Genomic DNA, 17154 nt, shown 5'->3' on the forward strand with positions numbered 1-17154 from the left:
CCTCCTAGTACCTTTGGCAGGCGAAGGCGACAAGCATGCGCTGAATCGGCGGAGCTCCCAAGGAGATTTCGCGATAGGCGTTCCGCTTGTCCGATGAGACGACAAACGGTCTCTCTACGATAATTCCGGCGGTGCCCCGCGACAGGGAAAGCCCCGGATCGGCAATGCCCGAATTGGCCGCAACCCGGATTCGCCGCTCCGTCCATTCGCACCCCAGACGGTCCGAGTAGGCACGCACCAATACGTCTCCTCCGCAGGCAATCGTCTCCGCGAACGTCTCCTCATCCCATTCGGACGCAAGCCGCTCGTTGGGGTGCCATATCCACAAAATATCCGCCCGGCATGCAGCCGCGAATTTGGCTCCGGCTTGTTCCGCTCCTTGCTCCTCCACCCAACGGATGCGGCTTCGCTTTGGCCAATTTTTAGCGTCCTTGCCAAAGCTCGGCTTGGACCACAGTCCGATCTCGTACGGCATGTCCTTGAAGCGAAGCGAGAGATGCTCCAGCAATTCCTCGCGATCCGCCTCCAATTGCGGGTGGACGATTAATATCGCCACTTTCATTTCTCGAACCTCTTTTCCGAACGTCTCCTCGATTTTTTTCGCCTTGACGGCGGCGATCCGTCCGTGCCGACGAATGACGTCAGCGCGCGAACCGCAGTGATCCGGCAGAAATTCCGTTTGCCGCGCAACCTTCCGCTCCCATCGTCTATACCAGGCATAGGCCTCTTCCCAACGTCGTTCGCTATAGCAAATTTCGATCTGGATCGCGTAAGGATCCGGATAAGAGGGCAAATCTTCAACGCTTGCCCGAACCGCCTGCTCGGCTTCCAATGACTGCTCCAAATGCAGACAGGCCATAATTTTAAAATAGTGCGCTTGAGCCCTGCTGTACGCATCCGACCCCGCCAGCAAGCTAAGCGCGGAATTCGCGTATTCAATGCATTCGATGTAACTTCCGACATGGTGCAGCTCCGCCGCGAGGTAACGATGAATTCGTCCGTCGGAAGGGCGCGCCTGCAGCTCTCTGCCTAAAATCCTCATGTTCCTCCGGCTTTTGGCGAGATGGAATTCCGAGGAGTACCCAACGTGGCGGAAGGAAGCGAACGGACATTGCGCGTTCAGTCGCTGAATCCCTTCGCAGGCTGCGACCAGCTTTTCGTGAATGCCACCCTCGTATCGATAGTGTCTAGGAGAAAAAAGCCGATCGACGTGAGTTACCGCCAACATCCGGTCGTCCTTCGTCTCGTAGTGGCGACATTCGAATGCGACAACCGTATGCCGGGCAAGAGAACCGAGCCACTCCTTGAGACCGGTCTCTCCTTTCCAGACAAACTCTTCGTCCGCATCGATCACCAGAACCCAATCCGCCCCATCCGCGTATTTCAGCGAAATATTTCGCGCCTCGCCGAAATGATCGTTCCACTCCGCTTCGTAAACGCGGGCGCCGAGCTCGCGGGCCGTTTGGACACTGCCGTCCTCGGACCCCGTATCCACGATGACGATGTCGTCCAAGTGCGGCATTACGCTTCGCACGGCTTTGGCCAAAGACGCCTCATTGTTTCTCGTCAGCATGCAGCATACGATTTTCATCCCGCTCATTTCTTTCTCGCCTCGTGAAATAGGAAAGGCCGTTACCCGCTCTCGGGTGAAAGCGGGATAACGTCCTCGGAAATCCGCTGCCCGATCAGACCGACGGATCGCTGTTCGAAATCTTCTTCCCTTCGTCTAGCAGCGCTTTTACGCTTTCCTTGTACGCCTCGAAGTTGTCGCCGTTGATAAATGCCGAGGTGACCAAGGCCACTTCCTTGCGATCGACCTGGCTCTTGGGAGCGAATCTGCCGCCTGGCGCCGAGAGCAAGTCGGCTTCGAGGGCGGCCTGGACGTAAGGCTTGGCCCACGAACTGATCTCGCTAGCATCGCTGACCGCCAATCCGCCCCCTTTGCCCACGATGCTTGTCTGCGTAATCCGAACCAAAATGACGGCTAGTTCCTCTCTTGTAAGAACGGCGTTCGGACGGAAGCTGCCGTCCGAGCCCGTCATGACTCCCAATCTGTCCATGACGCTGATGTATTTCAAGCCCCAATGGTCTTTGCTCACGTCCTTGAAATCCGATACCGGCGCGAGCGTCGCGTTCAGGTTTAACGACCTGGCCAAAATTGCGGCAACCTGGGCGCGGGTCAATTTTCCTTCCAGATTGAGCTGTCCTTTGTCGTCGCCAACCATAATGGCCTTCTCCATCAGTTCGTTTACCGCCGCCTGCAGCGCGTCTGGACTTCTCGCCTCGTCGGCCGCGAATACCGCGACCGGCGCTGCCAGCGCATTGGCGACCATCGCCGAAGAAACGACATATCTCGTTATCTTGCTTTTCTTATCGATATTCAAATCTAATTCCTCCGTTTCGGTAGGCTGCATAATTAAGCGACCGTGCGCGGTCAAGCTTCGACATCCTTCGAGGAGTATTATAGTTTGCTCTCTGTAATGCCGGTAAGTGACCGCCGTCATCGTTTTTGTCATCGTTTTGGTCACCTAGGGTCATGTCCTCCCCACGCGCTTAGCTCGAAAAAGACACCGGAACGCAAAAAAAGCCCTCCGGCTTCCGGTCAGGAAGCAAGAGGGCTTGTGCTTATATTCTATGCAACCAAAGCATTAGTACGCCAGGTTCGGGTACAAAGGATACTGCGCAGTCAGATCGGCGACCATCTTGCGGGCTTGCGCCAGCGTCGCTTCGTCCTTCGTATTTCTCAACGTCAGAGCGATGACCTTGGCGATCGTCTTCATCGCTTCGACGTCCATACCGCGCGTCGTAACGGCCGGCGTGCCGAGACGGATGCCGCTCGTAATGAACGGGCTGGTCGGATCGAACGGAATCGCGTTCTTGTTAACGGTAATCGCAACGGAGTCGAGCACGTGCTCCGCCTCTTTACCCGTAATGTTCAAGTTGCGCGTATCGATCAGCATCAGGTGGTTGTCGGTGCCGCCGGATACGATGTTCAGACCTTCGGCGACAAGCGCTTCGGACAGCGCCTTGGCGTTGATGACAACGTTGCGCGCATAATCCTTGAACGAAGGCTGGAGCGCTTCGCCGAGCGCGACCGCTTTAGCCGCGATGATGTGCATCAGCGGACCGCCTTGCGTGCCCGGGAATACCGCTTTGTCGATCGCCGCCGCCCAAGCTTTGCGGCACAGAATCAAGCCGCCGCGAGGACCGCGCAGCGTCTTGTGCGTCGTCGTCGTAACGAAGTGCGCGTACGGCACCGGATTCTGGTGCTCGCCGCCGGCTACAAGACCTGCGATATGCGCCATGTCGACCATGAACAGCGCGCCTACGTCGTTGGCGATTTGGCCGATTTTCTCGAAATCGATCGCGCGCGGATAAGCGGATGCGCCTGCAACGATTAGACGAGGACGGTGCTTAAACGCCGCCTTGCGCAGCTCTTCGTAATCGATCGTGAACGTCTGGTCGTTAACGCCGTAAGCGACGAAGTTGTACAGCAGGCCGGACGCGTTCGCCGGATTGCCGTGCGTCAAGTGGCCGCCGTGCGCCAAATTCATGCCCAGTACCGTATCGCCCGGCTTCAGAACGGCCAGATAGACGGCCAGGTTCGCCTGAGCACCGGAGTGAGGCTGCACGTTGGCGTGCTCGGCTCCGAACAGTTCCTTCGCACGATCGCGCGCGATTTGCTCCGGGATGTCGACGTATTCGCAGCCGCCATAGTAACGCTTGCCCGGGTAGCCTTCCGCATATTTATTCGTCAGTACCGTGCCCATCGTTTCGAGAACGGCTTCGCTGACGATATTTTCGGAAGCGATCAGTTCGATGTTGTCGCGTTGACGTTTCAGTTCCAGGTTCAGGGCTTCGACGATCTCCGGATCTTGATTGCGCAAATTTTCCAACATAATAGCTATTCCTCCCGTTTTGTAGTCCGTTTTTTTTGTTCCTTTGCTCATTCGATAAAGCGTTAATCGCAAGCAGGCGACGAGGGACTGCCGCCAGACTCTCCCGCTATGGAAGCATCGCGGCCATCCTGCTCGTATACGGCTCTTGCGCCCCCGATCAACTTCGGCCGAGTGGCGGCCATGTTAACCCGAGCGTGCCCAACCTCGCGGATGGACGGCCTGAGAGGCACGGCGACGGGACGAAGATGCATCCCGATGAGCGTCTCGCCGATATCGATGCCGGCATGGGCTTGCACCGCCTCGACGAGACAGGGCTCCTCCAGTCGGCGATAAGCGTAGGCGGCCATCGATCCGCCCGCTTTGGGGACGGGAACCGCAGCCACCTCGGTCCAGCCTTGAGCTTCGGCTAGCCGCCGCTCGGCTACGAGCGCCCGGTTCAGATGCTCGCAGCATTGCCAGACGACATGCACCCCGACGCGCGCCCGCACCCGTTCGACCCCTTCATGAATCAGGCTCGCAACCTCCTCCGCCCCGAAGGTTCCGATGCGCTGTCCTCGCACTTCGCTCGTGCTGACTCCCAGCACGACAATCTGGCCCGGACGGAGCTTGCCCATCCTCACCAATTCGTCCATCAACATTTCCGCTTGATCGGCGATCGAACGAGACTCCGCAGTCATACCTGCCATCCTCCTAGGGCGTGTCTGCCTACTCCGAGGGCAGCAGATTTTGCCGAATTTTCGTCCCATGCAAGGAACTTTTGTGAAGGCCTACCGGGGGTACGTCAAGCAAAAGTGACGAAGCAGGCGGTGAAAGACGCCCCCGAGCGGGTTTGCAGACATGCCCTAGCCGCACAGTTGTTCCGTTAGACGACAATACAGGTATTATACCTGAATTTACCGGGCTCAAACATAGGACGGGTGTCGAACGATGCCGCATTAACGCCTCCAGCCGGCGTCCCGGTCGGCTTCAAACCAAGTTCGAACAACCTCTTCAAGAGGTAAAAAGACAAAAAAGAGCAAGCGCGCTTATAGCACGCTGCTCTTCGCCCAGGCGACCGGCCGTCATTCCGATGCTCCACCGTGGTATACTCCACTTGTCGTCGCCAGTTACATCGGAATCTTGAAGTTATAGGATCATCATACCTAAGCTTCGCAAAAAAATCAATCACCGGCTCGCGAATTTCCGCGATCCCGGTCCCACTTGTCGATCAGCATCAATAAAATATCCTCGATTTCGTCGGCTGTCCGCTCATAGAGAGACAACGGGCCTCCGAACGGATCGGCGACATCGAAGTCCGGAATTCGGCGCTGCAGCTCGAATAGCCGTACCTTCTCCTCGTCCGTCATCGGCTCGCCGAGCAGCTGCTTTACCTGCCACTCCGAATAGATCCGTTCCGCCTCCGCCACATCGTCCATAACCGGATCTCCGCGCAGCGCATATTCCTTCAGCGTGAACGTCTTGGACAGCGCTTCGGGATAACGTTCCAGAATCGCCCTCTTGTGCCCGGCCGTCATCGTCAGGATGAGGTTGGCCCAGACTACCTCTTCCGCGCTTAACGAAGTCGAAGTTCCGGGTATCTCCAGTTTGCGCCTTTTGAGCGTCTCCGCCGCATTCGGCGAAATCGGCGAGCCGTTAGCCGCGGCTATGCCTGCGGAGCGAATCTCGAGCGGCTTGCCGCTGCGCGCGGCCAAATCCTTGAAGATCGCCTCGGCCATGGGACTACGGCAAGTGTTGCCCGTGCATACGATCAAAACCCGATTCATATTCTCCCCCTGCTTGCATAGTTGATGGATAACTCTCTATATCAGAAATAATAGACCAAATCCGAACAAAATAACACCGCCAAGCGCCTCGCCATATCCTCCCAGGCTCCGGCTTGCTTTTCTCCCGAGCATCAGTCCGAACACGCTCAGCATTCCGCCGAACAGCCCGAACATCAGCACGGTTAGCCACACATGCGCAGAGAACATCCCCAAGGATACCCCGACGGAAAAGGAATCGACGCTCACGCTAAATGCAAATACGAGCATCCCCCATAAGGTACGATGATTGATCGAATCCACCGACTCCCCGCGCAAGGAGCTGTACACCATATGTCCTCCAAGCAGAAGCAGCAGCGCTCCGGCTGCGGAAGTGGCGATCCCTCCGAGCAGTTCGCTGACGTATTGCCCCGTATACATGCCGCCGAGCGGCATCAGCACATGGAAAATGCCGATCAGCGTGCTCAGCTTCAAAATATCGTACAGCCGCACGCCCTTCAAACCGATGCCGATCCCTAGCGAGAACGCGTCCATGCCCAAAGCGACCGCCATCACCAGAATGGTCAGCGCCTGACCGGTTGCCGCAGACACGTCAACCATGCTTGTCCCTCCTTGCATTCAACCGACGCCGCGAGTTATCGCGGCGCAAGCTTGCCGCCTGTCCCTCTCCACAACATATGCGGACAAGACGGCGATCATGCAAAAGGGAGGAATGCCGGCCGTTAGCGGGCTTCGATCTCGCGTCCTCCGGAGGCTTTGCGCAGCCGGTTCATCAGCGCAGCGCCGATCCCGTCCTCGGGGTAGCCTTCGGCGACGATATAATCGACGCCCTGTTCATCGCATTCGCGCAGCGTCGCATACAAAGTCTGCGCAGCCTTCCCGGGTTCATTGCGAGGGCCGCAGTCGTAGACAATGTCCGCCCGGTAGCCCGCGGCGTGTTCCGAACAGCTCAGCACGGCCACTCGCTTCCCTGCGTCCGCGGCTTGGCGCGCCTGGGCCTGCACGGTCGAGGACAGCCGTTCGAACGCACCCGTAACGAGCAGCATTTCGCCCTGCGGCGCATAATGCGCGTACTTGACTCCCGGGGAGCGCGGCGCTTCCGCGTCGGTCGCAAAGGATCGGGACGAGCCTTGCTCGCCTCTTGAGGAGAGAGAGGCCTCCGTTCCAACTCCCACCGCCGCGGTTGCCGCCCGTCTCTCCGCTCGCGCCTCCTCCTTCGTCTCCTCCGCTACGATCGCCAGTCCGACGACCGCATCGCGCAGCTGCTCCCGCGTAACGCCGCCCGGCCGCAAAATATGAATCATACCGTCCACGACCCGCACGACCGTCGATTCCACGCCGACCCCGGTCGCCCCGCCGTCCAGCACTCCGTCGATTCTCCCGTTCAGATCCTCCAGAACGTGCCGCGCCTGCGTCGGGCTCGGACGTCCGGAGCGATTGGCGCTCGGCGCCGCGATCGGGCAGCCCGCCCGCTCAATCAGCTCCCTGGCCAGATCGTGCGCGGGAACCCGCACGGCGACCGTGTCCAGCCCAGCCGTCACGAGCGGCGAGACCGCCCCCTCTCGCACCGGCAGCACCAGCGTGAGCGGCCCCGGCCAGAAAGCGTCCATCAACGCCGCTTCGACGGCGCCGATCTCCTTGACCAGGCCGGCCACGCTTGCGCCGTGCGCCAGATGCACGATCAGCGGATTGTCGGACGGGCGGCCCTTGGCCGCAAAAATCCGCCCCACCGCTTCCGTGCTCCTTGCGTCCCCGCCGAGACCGTACACGGTCTCGGTCGGGAACGCGACAACGCCGCCTGCGGCAATCGCCGTGGCGGCTTCCTCGATGCCGGCCCGCGATAGCTCCGCGGGCCAGTACTTCGTCTCTATGTTCATGATGCCGATCATCCTTGTCTTCAGGGCGTTTACGTTATTATAGCACACTGGCTAAGGTCGGGTTAGCCGAACAAGGAGCCGAGAAACGCAAACAGCTTCTCAAGCAATTCCCACAGGAAAAACTTTGCCTTAGGCTCCTCGTCTCCCGCGTCCGCGGAAGATCCTCCGGCCGAAGCTGCGCGCGCCTCCGCCGATGCTCCGGGATCGTCCTTCGCAACAGCAGCCGTCAGGCAGAGCGGCGGGAACAGCACGCACCACCAATTGGTCCCGTTGCCTTTGCCCAGCGTAATTCTCAGCGCTTCGTAATTGCCCGCCTCGTAACGCTCTCCCTCGAACGTTTTCTCGGGAAATGGCACCTCTCCGAGTTCAACTGCTCCCCCATAGGAAACGCCAAGCTCATCCAGTTTGTCGTCTACGATGCGCTGAATGTCGGCCATATGGCTTTTAATTAGCGCATAGGCTTTGTCGTGAGTGTCGGGCATGCCGCCCCACGTTTGGATGTAAGCGGCGACCTCGTCGCGCACTTTATTTTTGACGGACTGATCCGTTTTTTTATCGGAATTGGCGATAATACGAATGCGGATAGCGTCCTCGGGAATTCCATCTCCCGAATTAGCCTCGACATAGCGACCTACCGTTGCAAGCAAACCGAAACCTACAGCTACGATCAACAGAACAACTTTGATAAAGGAAAAGAAATGATGGCTCTTACGCATAGTTACCGCTCCTTGTCGCACCCGTCGGTGCAGCGCTATGCGTTCCGGAACGTCTTAGCCATCAGTATGTCCGGATTTGAAATCTATAAACCTATCCATCCTTTAATAGTTTCAATATTAAGTTTGGTAGTCAAAGTACGGCGCTCTGCATCCTCCCAAAGCGTATGCCGCAAAATGTCCGTATCCTTAAGCAAATTGCCCGTAAGAATACAGGCGGCCGTCTCGTCTCGATCCACCGTCCCACTCGCGACCAGCTTGCGCAAGCCCGCAACCGTCGCCGCCGACGCAGGCTCGCAGCCGATGCCGCTCCGATCGATCAACCGCTTCGCTTCGAGAATTTCTCCGTCCGTTACGGAACAGGTCGTCCCCCCGATGCTCTCCAGCAAATCCCGCGCCTTTTTCCAGCTTGGAGGATGCCCGATGTTTACCGCGGTCGCGATCGTAGACGGCCTCTCGAACGGAACGAGCTCCCGCCTTCCTTCGATCCTCATCGCATGAAACGGGCTCGCCCCTTCGGCCTGAACCACGGCGATCTTCGGCATTCGCTCGATAAACCCTAAGGCCAGAAGCTCCTTCAGCCCTTTTCCAAGCGCCGTAACATTGCTAAGCGCCCCTCCGGGAAGGACGATCCAGTCCGGAAGCCGCCAATCCATACTCTGCGCCAGCTCGTAGACGATGCTCTTCTGACCCTCGATCCGGTATGGATTAATTGAATTGCAGATGTACCAGCCCAGTTCCCGTCCATATCGCTCGTAGAAACGAATGCCGTCGTCGTACGTTCCGTCGAAGCCGATCGTCTCTGCCCCGTACGCCAGCGTCTGAAGCACCTTGTTGATCGAAATCTGCTCCTTCGGAACAAGCACGAACGATTCGCAGCCCGCCAACGCCGCGTACATCGCCAGAGAGGACGACGTGTTTCCGGTCGACGCGCATGTAAAACGACTATAACCAAGCGCTCTGCCATGGGATACCGCGACGGTCATCCCGTTGTCCTTGAACGAGCCGCTCGGATTTTCGCTTTGCGCTTTCAGCCAAATCTCCCTCATTCCGACCGCCAGCCGGATCGACTCGGACCGGTACAATCCCGTGTTCCCCTCGTATTTCGTCACGATTGCCTCCTCCGGCAGATCCGGATAGATCAGCTCCTTATACCGCCACACGCCGCTCGCGTAAGGTCCCGTTCTTTCGGACAGTCTCTCGTGAAAAATACGCTTTAGACGCTCCGTATCCACACCTTTGAATTTATGAATAATTTCAAGCAGCCCCCCGCATTCGCAGCGATATCCCGCATCCTCTTCCTCGTGCCGTTTTCCGCAATCGTAGCATGCAATCGTCGCCATCTCGACCATCTCTCCCTCTTCCCTGAAGTTGCTTTCAGACTTAGAATAAGGGAGAGTTTTTCATAAAACTAATATATTATAATTGGGTTTTCATAAATTTCAATTATGATATAGATTAGGAGGGGACGAGAAAATGTTGAATCTTCACGCGCTGCGACTTTTTCTGAAAGCTGCGGAGCTTGGGAGCGTTACTCAGGCGGCGCAGGAGCTTAACATCAGTCAACCTGCCGTCACCTCGCAAATCAAGAAGCTGGAGAAGGAACTGGGACTGCAGCTGTTGTCTCCGCTTGGCCGAGGCGTACGCCTGACTGAGGTTGGCGCTCGACTCGCGAGCGAAGCGGGCAGACTGTTCTCTCTGGAGGGGCGTATCGAAGCGATGCTGGAGGAGTACAGGCAGGGACAGGAGGGTACGCTTAGAATCGCTGCCACCTATTTGCCAGCCAACTTTCTGCTGCCCAGGCCGATTGCGGACTTTAAGCGCGGACATCCGACAGTCGACGTCGCGTTAAAGACAACCAGTTCAAACCAGATCTTCGACCTGCTGCTAAGATACGAAGCGGACATCGCCTTTATTGGCGGAGGAAATCGGCGCGAGCACGCCGATCTGGAGGGTACGCCCTGGCTGGAGGACGAGATGTGGTTTGTCGTTCATCAGGAGCATAAGCTCGCGGACAAGAGCGTCTCTCTAGCCGAGCTTGCCGAAGAGCCGTTCGCTCTGCGCGAGTCGGGAAGCTTCTCCCGCGAGCAGCTCTTCTCGCTGTTCCGCCTTCGCGGGCTGCCGCCGCCTCGCGTCGGTCTGGAAATAAACGGGTTCAGCGAGCTCATTCGGGTCGTCTCCGACGGCTACGGACTTGCCTTTCTTTCAGCTCTGGAGGCGCGAGAGGCCGTCGAACGCGGTTCCTTGCGGCGAATCCGCGTCGAGGACGTCCGGCTGACCAACTCGATCAGCCTGTACACAAGGAAAGAACCTTTACCCGCTATCGCGGCAAGGTTCCTAGAGATTTTTTCATCGGAAGTGGGACTCGCACCTGCGGACTTTCTTGATTAACCATTTGTCCCGATTCCCCACCTAAGTGCCAATCTACAGAGTCACCCGTCATCTTGGACCCGATTTCTCCATCGACTCGGGCGAGTCAGGCTCCGGCCGGCCGTTTAAGACCGTCACGCGCGCCAATTTGAACCTCATCATACGCTTTTTATGTTTCGGCGGGAGGCGCTTATCGAATCGCCACGACATGTCGCTCGATACCGGCGTAATCCGTTACGAAGCGAATCTCGGTCCAATCTGCTGCGGCCCTTAACAGCTCGGCCACGTCTCGAGCTTGGCCAGCGCCGACTTCCCAGGCAACAATCCGCGGCAGCTGCGGCAGATCCTTCAATTGCCCCGCCATCGTCCGATACGGATTCAGCCCGTCCTCGCCTCCGTCCAGAGCCAGACGCGGCTCGTGGTCGCGTACCTCGCGCTGCAAGCCGGGAATGTCGGACGAAGGGATATACGGAGGATTGGACACGAGAATATCGACGGCCAATCCTCCCCCCGGAGCCGATGATAGAAACGGCTGCAATAGATCCCCCTGTACGAACGAAATTCGTTCGCCCGCCTCATGCTTACGAGCGTTCGAACGCGCAACCTGCAGCGCCGCATCCGACAAGTCGGACGCGTTCACCCGCCAAGTCGGACGCTCCGCCGCCAACGTCACCGCTAGCGCTCCGCTTCCCGTCCCGACGTCCAACACGACAGGAAAAGTGCGACCTGCTTCTTCCGCTCCATTCGCCCAATCCTTCTGCGCCGAGCTCCTTGCTTCGCTCGCGCGCCCTATGGGCCACAGAGCATCGCCTGCCTGCAGCACAGCCTCGGCCAGCAGTTCCGTCTCCGGGCGCGGAATAAGCACCGCATTCGTCACCTCGAATGCCCGCCCGTAAAAATATTGCTCCCCAATCACGTATTGCACCGGAAGCCCCGTCGCCCGTCGCTCCAACAGCTCCAACCAAGTTCTACTTTTCCCCTCCGGAAAAGGCTCCCGCCAATCCCGCAGCAGCTCCGCCTTCCCGATGCCGAGCGCATAAAGAAGAAGAAGCTCCGCATCCGCGTTCGCTTCCTCGACTCCTGCTTGCCCCAGTCGATTCGCGCCCGCTCGCCAAGCTTCTCCCAACGTCGGCGGGCGGCCAGCATTTTGTTCCACGCTCACGCCCAGCCCTCCATTATTGCTTCATCTGCTCACGTTCGAGTATTTCGGCCTGCTCGGCCAGCGTCAGCGCTTGGACGATCTCGTCCATATCGCCGTTCAGCACGTACTCCAGACGGTGAAGCGTCAGGCCAATCCGATGATCCGTCACCCGGCTTTGCGGAAAATTGTACGTGCGAATCCGCTCGCTCCGGTCGCCCGTCCCAATCTTCTCCCTGCGTTCCCCGGAATACTTGGCTTCTTCCTCCTGACGCTTGACGTCCATGATCCGTGTCCGCAGTACCTGCAGCGCCTTATCCTTGTTGTCGTTCTGCGATTTGCCGTCCTGACAGGTCGCCACGATGCCCGTAGGCACGTGGGTAACGCGCACAGCCGACTTGGTCGTGTTAACCGATTGCCCGCCGGCTCCGCTGGAACAGAACGTATCGACGCGGATATCCTTATCGTGAATTACGATGTCCAGCTCCTCGGCCTCCGGCATTACGACAACCGTCGAAGTAGACGTATGAATGCGACCGCCGGACTCCGTCTCCGGAACCCGCTGTACGCGATGCGCTCCGCTCTCGTACTTCATCTTGCGATAAGCTTCCGGTCCGCTGACCGAGAAAATAACTTCCTTGAAGCCGCCGAGATCGCTCACGCTCGCTTCCAGCATCTCCGTACGCCAGCCTTGGCTGTCCGCAAACTTCGCGTACATCCGATACAGCTCGGCCGCAAACAAGTTCGCTTCTTCTCCGCCGGCCGCACCGCGGATTTCCACGATAATGTCCTTGCCGTCGTTCGGATCCTTAGGCAGCAGCAGGAAACGAATTTGCTCCTCCAACTCGGTGCGCCGTTCGTCCAACTCCTCGATCTCGAGCTTAACCATCTCGCGCATCTCGTCGTCCAATTTATCTTCCTGCATGGCTTTCGCATCCTGAAGCTGCGTCAGCACTTGCTTATATTCCTCATAAGCGCGGTACGCTTCCTCAAGTCCGGATTGCTCTTTCGCATACGTTCTCAGTCGCGTCGAGTCGTTTACCACATCCGGATCGCTCAACAGTTCGTTAAGCTTCTCGTATCGATCCGCCAAAACTTGCAGACGGTCCAGCACTATCCTCATCCTCCGCTCACTTGCAGTGTGTACATCATCCTATTATAACACACGATAGCAAATTCGTGCGGAATGGGACCCGATGAGACGAAAAGAGGCTGGCCTATAAGCAAAACTGCTTAAGATGATCGATATACAAAGTAAGGGGTATGTACCTCCTGGAGACTGCCTCATACGCTCCTGAAACCACCTTATCACGGGTTTACCCATTCAGGTTTCATGAGCGTATAGCATCGGAAGGAGGTACATACCCCTTGCATCTTTGTCATCGATTATCTTTCAGAGCAACTCGGTTGGCTTATAGGTCAGCCTCTGGCTCCCGAATTATTTCCGCGGAAGGAATCCCAGCAACGTTTTGGACTCCGGATCGAAAATCATGACGATCGGTCCAATCAAAGCGTCCTGATCCGTGTTATAGACGATGGAGATCAGCTTGCCGTTAGCAGCTTGGATCTCGGCCAGCTTCTTCTTCTGTTCGTCGGACGACATCATCACCGTAATTTTGGCGGAATCGACTTCCTCAACCCGAGCGTCTTCCTTCTTCGTCGTTACATGCGACTTCTGGTCGGCCGGCATGTTCTTCCAGCTCAGCTCGCGATATTCCTCGATTGTCGCCGGAGCAAGCTGCTCTTTGTCGGACAGTACGACGAGGAAGTGCAGCGGGCTTTGCGGAGGCAGGCTCTTCGTCATGATCGGGCCGTAATAGGCGCGAACCTTGTCTCCAGCCTTCAGGTTAGCGAACGGAACGTCGATGCCTTGGGTCGTCATCACGCTCGTTTCCTTGCCTGCGTTCAGCACGATCGATGTCGTCGTTTGTCCGTCCTTCGTCTCGCCGAACTTCACCTGCCAGCCGTCTTCAGTTTTCTCAATAGACTGAATGACGTCTTCCTTGACAAGCGTTTGTGCGCTGACAACGACTTTATGCGCATGAGACTGTCCGGGGTAGCTCATTGCCATAGCCGGACCGAACTCCGCCATAATCCGCGTTCCCGCCTTCAGGTCGGCGGCGCCAACGGCTTTGCCGCTCTCGTCCGCTAGCTCGGTGTCTTTATCGACATATAGAATCATCCAGCGCTGGTCCCCATAGCCGAGCACCTCGACCCGGTACTGTCCCTCTTTGTCCGTCGGAACGACGTCCACAATCACACCCAGCATTCTCGCATATTCCACCGCTTGCTCTTCCTTAGAATTAATTTGAATGTTTTTCGTTTTTGAATTCCAGTTGAGCGTATAACCAAGCTCATCCGCCATCTCGCGCGCCGGCAAGTACGCTTTGCCTTGAATGTAGACCGGGTGCAGAGACGTCTGGTCCCCGTTGACGGATACTGCAATATCTTTATGGAACACCCCGGTCACTTTGCTGACCAATCCGCTTGCCCCAACGCCTGCGCTTGTCCCCAACAGTCCCACGGCAGTCATTACCACTAACAGCTTCTTCTTTTGCATTCTACATTCTCCTTCCGGAATATCGATGAAGCGTCGATGTCGACGTCCCTCTCCTGCTTCCTCCTCACTGACGCGCTTCCGATCCCAAATGTTTCATGAGAAAAATGAAAAGTGCGACACCGCCCGGAACATTCCCGGTCAGCGTCGCACATATTGTTTCCATTCTGCCTACTCAGTAAAAGGCTTTAGCCGCTAATATCGCTCATTACCTGTGCATAGCTGGATCGCCCCGAAGCGACGTCGTCGACGGCCTCGGCGAACATGTTCAGCATCATTTCAAACAAGCGGATGACGGATAACGCCTCGGTGGACTGAAGTTCCCTGTTAGCCGGAACGCTGTACACATACCGATAGGTCACTTCATCCCCGGTCACATTAAAGTGCCCGATGGCCAAGCTGCCGTTAATCGCCGGCAGCAGCTTCTCGACCTGCTCGCGCGTGCCTTCGGCCCATTCTACCGGAACCGTCGTGTAAATCTGCAGCAAATCGATGGCTTCCAAATCCTCTTCGTCCAGAGGCACAAAGCTGAAATGCAAAAAGCGGTCTCTCTGCCGGTGATCCTTCATAAGCGGCAGCAGCACCACGGGGATCGGAATATCCTGCGACGGTTCCACCCAATGCGCTTCCAGTCCCGCTTCGTCAAAATACTGCCGCAGCAAACCCAACTGATCCTTTAGCCGAGCATTCCCTCCGTCAAGCATTCAACACCCTCCTCGATTCGCTTTGCAATCGCCGCCGCTTTATTCCCGCTTGGCCATATTTTCCACGATGAGCTTGCGCTGTTCGCTCACATCGCCGTTTTTCCGGTGCAGCTCGCGAATACTGGTGCCCGTAGCGGCCAAATATCGTTCCACTTGCCGGTATTCTTTTTGAACCTTGTCGTCCAGCGAATACTCGGGCAGCTGTTCGATCATTTCCAGAATCATATTCGCGTGCTCGATGCGTTTGGCCTGCTTCTTGTCCGACGACTTCTCCGCATTGAAGATCGATTTTGTAATTCCCCAAGCTCCCTGTTGGGAGGCGCGATCCCGTCCATACTGCTTGACCTTGCGGGCGATGCTCATCGACACGCCGACGCCGGAAGCCGCCGCCTTGAGCGGAATGCCCACCTGAGCGCCAACTCCGCTCAGAGTCGCGATTTCTCCGGCGATATTGGTCATCTCAAGCCCGACTTGGATCGTTCCGCGAGTCAGACGCTTGCTGTTGATATACTTCATTTCCTTGGCCAACTGATATTCCTGTATATCCTTCAGTTCGGCATCCTCATCCGGGGTGCGATCCTGCTTGACGGACAACTCATTAACTCGATCCGCCAACTTCTCCTTATCGGTTCCCGTCGAGCTGCGCAGCGAAAAACCGCCTATGCTGTAGTTGTTTTCCTTCACATAGCTTTTTTCCTTGTAGCTGTCTCCGTGTTCGGCTTTGTGCTTTTCCAGATACTTGCTCTTAAAGTCCCGCTTGATCGTCGTCATCTCCCGCTGGGAGATGCTGGCTTTGATCATATTGTACACTTTAACCGTGATTGAGATTCCGCTGACCGCAATGCCAAGACCGGGAATGACCTTGGACAGCTCTCCCGTTCCCATCTTCAGAATCTCCAGAATCGACTTAACCGTCTCTACTCCCGACTTGGCCGCTTCCAGCAGGTTGTGTACGGCGGACAGCCCGCCTTCAACGGTTTCGTCCAGGCTTGCTCCCTCGTCGCTAAGCGCTTTTTTCACCAGCTCATAGATGTCCTTGACCGCAAAGAAAGCGCTTTTAATCGCACCGATCGCCTCTCCGACTGAACCGCTCCAATCGCTGACCGCCTCCGCTTTGGAAAGCTCGGCCCCCTTAAGCGTCCCGATATCGTTGACCAGACCGGACACGCCTTCGACAAAGCCGCTCGTTCCGCTCGCCGTATCCAAGACGCCTTCCGTAATGTCGAAGGCTTTCTCGTCGGTCTCTTTATCCGTCGATTTGGCCGATTTGATGATCTTCCTCAAGCCGATCAAGCCTTCGAGACCGGCGCCGGCTAGCGTACCGGCGGAGCTTGCTACTCCGACTGTTGCATTCTCACGCTCGAGACTTTCCTTCTCATCCGCTTTATCCTCTATGCCGTCCAGCGCGTCGATCTTCTCGTCCAGCACATCCATGACGCCTTCGGGTCCGGTCATCAACAGCTCGACGCCTTCGGCGGCGTGATCCATCGGGCCTTCCTCATCGTCTTCCTTCGGCGGATTTCCGATTTGGGAGATTTGCTGCGCTCCATGCTTCTTCTTCTCGCTCGCCAGCCCTTCGTGAAGACCCGCCATACTCTTGTAAGAGATCTTCGATTTACGGAGAAAGCCTTTTTCTTGACCGGAGCGGATCATTCTCCATTCCCCGGTCGAATCGTCGATGCCAAGATCGTAGAACTCATTCCGATGGCCGATCTTGCTGCCCTTTTTCGTCTGCTCCTGAACCTCGTAGGCGGTCTGCCCCGGAGTCGATGTGTCTTCCTTATAATCTCGCATGAAAGCTCCCGTCCAGGAGTTCAGCCGGGCGGGCTTCTCCTGTGCCGGAGCGCTGGACGATGATGAGGGTGCGGAGCCGGCATTGGCCTGTTGAAGCGCCTGCGCAGTCGCCTGATTGCCGACTGTTCCCTGCATTTGCAGCAAAGTTCCGCCGCCTTGCCCCGTTAGCGTTTGCGCCAGTCCAAGACCCTGCGCGCCAAGAAGCTGCCCCGTAGATGCTTGCTTACTTAAGGGGGGCTGTTGCGTTGTAGTCGTAGTCGTACGTTGCACCGTTTGAGCCTTGCCCGTCACTTCGCATCTCCTCTCTCTTGGGGATTTCCGGAAGAAATCGCCCACCGCCGA

General features: G+C 57.2%; 15 protein-coding genes and 1 riboswitch. Of the genes, 1 reads left to right on the top strand and 14 read right to left on the bottom strand.

Features of this window, described 5'->3' with window-relative positions:
- Positions 1-4: 4 nt before the first annotated feature.
- The 9 genes from DFP98_RS11480 to thrC form a co-directional block, all read right to left on the bottom strand.
- A complete protein-coding gene (locus DFP98_RS11480) occupies positions 5-1600 on the bottom strand; it encodes a glycosyltransferase (RefSeq protein WP_116060722.1) in 1596 nt (531 codons plus the stop codon).
- An 85-nt stretch (positions 1601-1685) separates the two neighbouring features.
- Positions 1686-2384 (bottom strand): S-layer homology domain-containing protein, encoded by a 699-nt coding sequence (locus DFP98_RS11485; RefSeq protein WP_181917627.1) that lies wholly within the window; start codon positions 2382-2384, stop codon positions 1686-1688.
- Between the two features lie 264 nt (positions 2385-2648).
- The gene (locus tag DFP98_RS11490; RefSeq protein ID WP_116060724.1) at positions 2649-3899 is read right to left on the bottom strand and encodes a serine hydroxymethyltransferase; all 1251 of its coding nucleotides are present in this window, start codon (positions 3897-3899) and stop codon (positions 2649-2651) included.
- A 62-nt stretch (positions 3900-3961) separates the two neighbouring features.
- Positions 3962-4576, bottom strand: a complete 615-nt coding sequence (locus DFP98_RS11495; RefSeq protein WP_116060725.1) for a TIGR01440 family protein — start codon at positions 4574-4576, stop codon at positions 3962-3964.
- Positions 4577-4936: 360 nt separating this feature from the next.
- Positions 4937-5019, bottom strand: a riboswitch (ZMP/ZTP riboswitch).
- Between the two features lie 40 nt (positions 5020-5059).
- The gene (locus DFP98_RS11500) at positions 5060-5662 is read right to left on the bottom strand and encodes a low molecular weight protein arginine phosphatase (protein WP_116060726.1); all 603 of its coding nucleotides are present in this window, start codon (positions 5660-5662) and stop codon (positions 5060-5062) included.
- Positions 5663-5698: 36 nt separating this feature from the next.
- The gene (locus DFP98_RS11505; RefSeq protein WP_116060727.1) at positions 5699-6259 is read right to left on the bottom strand and encodes a manganese efflux pump MntP; all 561 of its coding nucleotides are present in this window, start codon (positions 6257-6259) and stop codon (positions 5699-5701) included.
- Positions 6260-6381: 122 nt separating this feature from the next.
- Positions 6382-7536, bottom strand: coding sequence for an L-threonylcarbamoyladenylate synthase (locus DFP98_RS11510; protein ID WP_116060728.1), 1155 nt, complete (start codon positions 7534-7536; stop codon positions 6382-6384).
- Between the two features lie 62 nt (positions 7537-7598).
- The gene (locus DFP98_RS11515) at positions 7599-8252 is read right to left on the bottom strand and encodes a stage II sporulation protein R (RefSeq protein WP_116060729.1); all 654 of its coding nucleotides are present in this window, start codon (positions 8250-8252) and stop codon (positions 7599-7601) included.
- Positions 8253-8335: 83 nt separating this feature from the next.
- Positions 8336-9592, bottom strand: a complete 1257-nt coding sequence (gene thrC / locus DFP98_RS11520) for a threonine synthase (RefSeq protein WP_116060766.1) — start codon at positions 9590-9592, stop codon at positions 8336-8338.
- 133 nt (positions 9593-9725) lie between these two features.
- On the opposite strand from thrC, the gene DFP98_RS11525 reads away from it, so the two are divergent.
- Positions 9726-10640 (top strand): LysR family transcriptional regulator, encoded by a 915-nt coding sequence (locus DFP98_RS11525; RefSeq protein ID WP_246016498.1) that lies wholly within the window; start codon positions 9726-9728, stop codon positions 10638-10640.
- A 169-nt stretch (positions 10641-10809) separates the two neighbouring features.
- Here the strand turns inward: DFP98_RS11525 and prmC are convergent, their stop codons facing one another.
- The 5 genes from prmC to DFP98_RS11550 all read right to left on the bottom strand — a co-directional run bounded on the left by prmC (position 10810) and on the right by DFP98_RS11550 (position 17103).
- Positions 10810-11781 (bottom strand): peptide chain release factor N(5)-glutamine methyltransferase, encoded by a 972-nt coding sequence (gene prmC, locus DFP98_RS11530; RefSeq protein WP_246016499.1) that lies wholly within the window; start codon positions 11779-11781, stop codon positions 10810-10812.
- A 13-nt stretch (positions 11782-11794) separates the two neighbouring features.
- A complete protein-coding gene (gene prfA, locus DFP98_RS11535) occupies positions 11795-12871 on the bottom strand; it encodes a peptide chain release factor 1 (RefSeq protein ID WP_116060730.1) in 1077 nt (358 codons plus the stop codon).
- Positions 12872-13195: 324 nt separating this feature from the next.
- Positions 13196-14317 carry a stalk domain-containing protein gene (locus tag DFP98_RS11540; RefSeq protein ID WP_116060731.1) on the bottom strand — a complete coding sequence of 374 codons (1122 nt, stop codon included), beginning with the start codon at positions 14315-14317 and terminating at the stop codon, positions 13196-13198.
- Between the two features lie 185 nt (positions 14318-14502).
- Entirely contained in the window at positions 14503-15018 is a 516-nt protein-coding gene (locus DFP98_RS11545; protein WP_116060732.1) for a YbjN domain-containing protein, read from the bottom strand.
- A gap of 39 nt (positions 15019-15057) precedes the next feature.
- The gene (locus DFP98_RS11550; RefSeq protein WP_116060733.1) at positions 15058-17103 is read right to left on the bottom strand and encodes a hypothetical protein; all 2046 of its coding nucleotides are present in this window, start codon (positions 17101-17103) and stop codon (positions 15058-15060) included.
- Positions 17104-17154: the final 51 nt, after the last annotated feature.

The organism is Cohnella phaseoli (assembly GCF_003386235.1).
GTDB classification, from domain to species: domain Bacteria; phylum Bacillota; class Bacilli; order Paenibacillales; family Paenibacillaceae; genus Cohnella; species Cohnella phaseoli.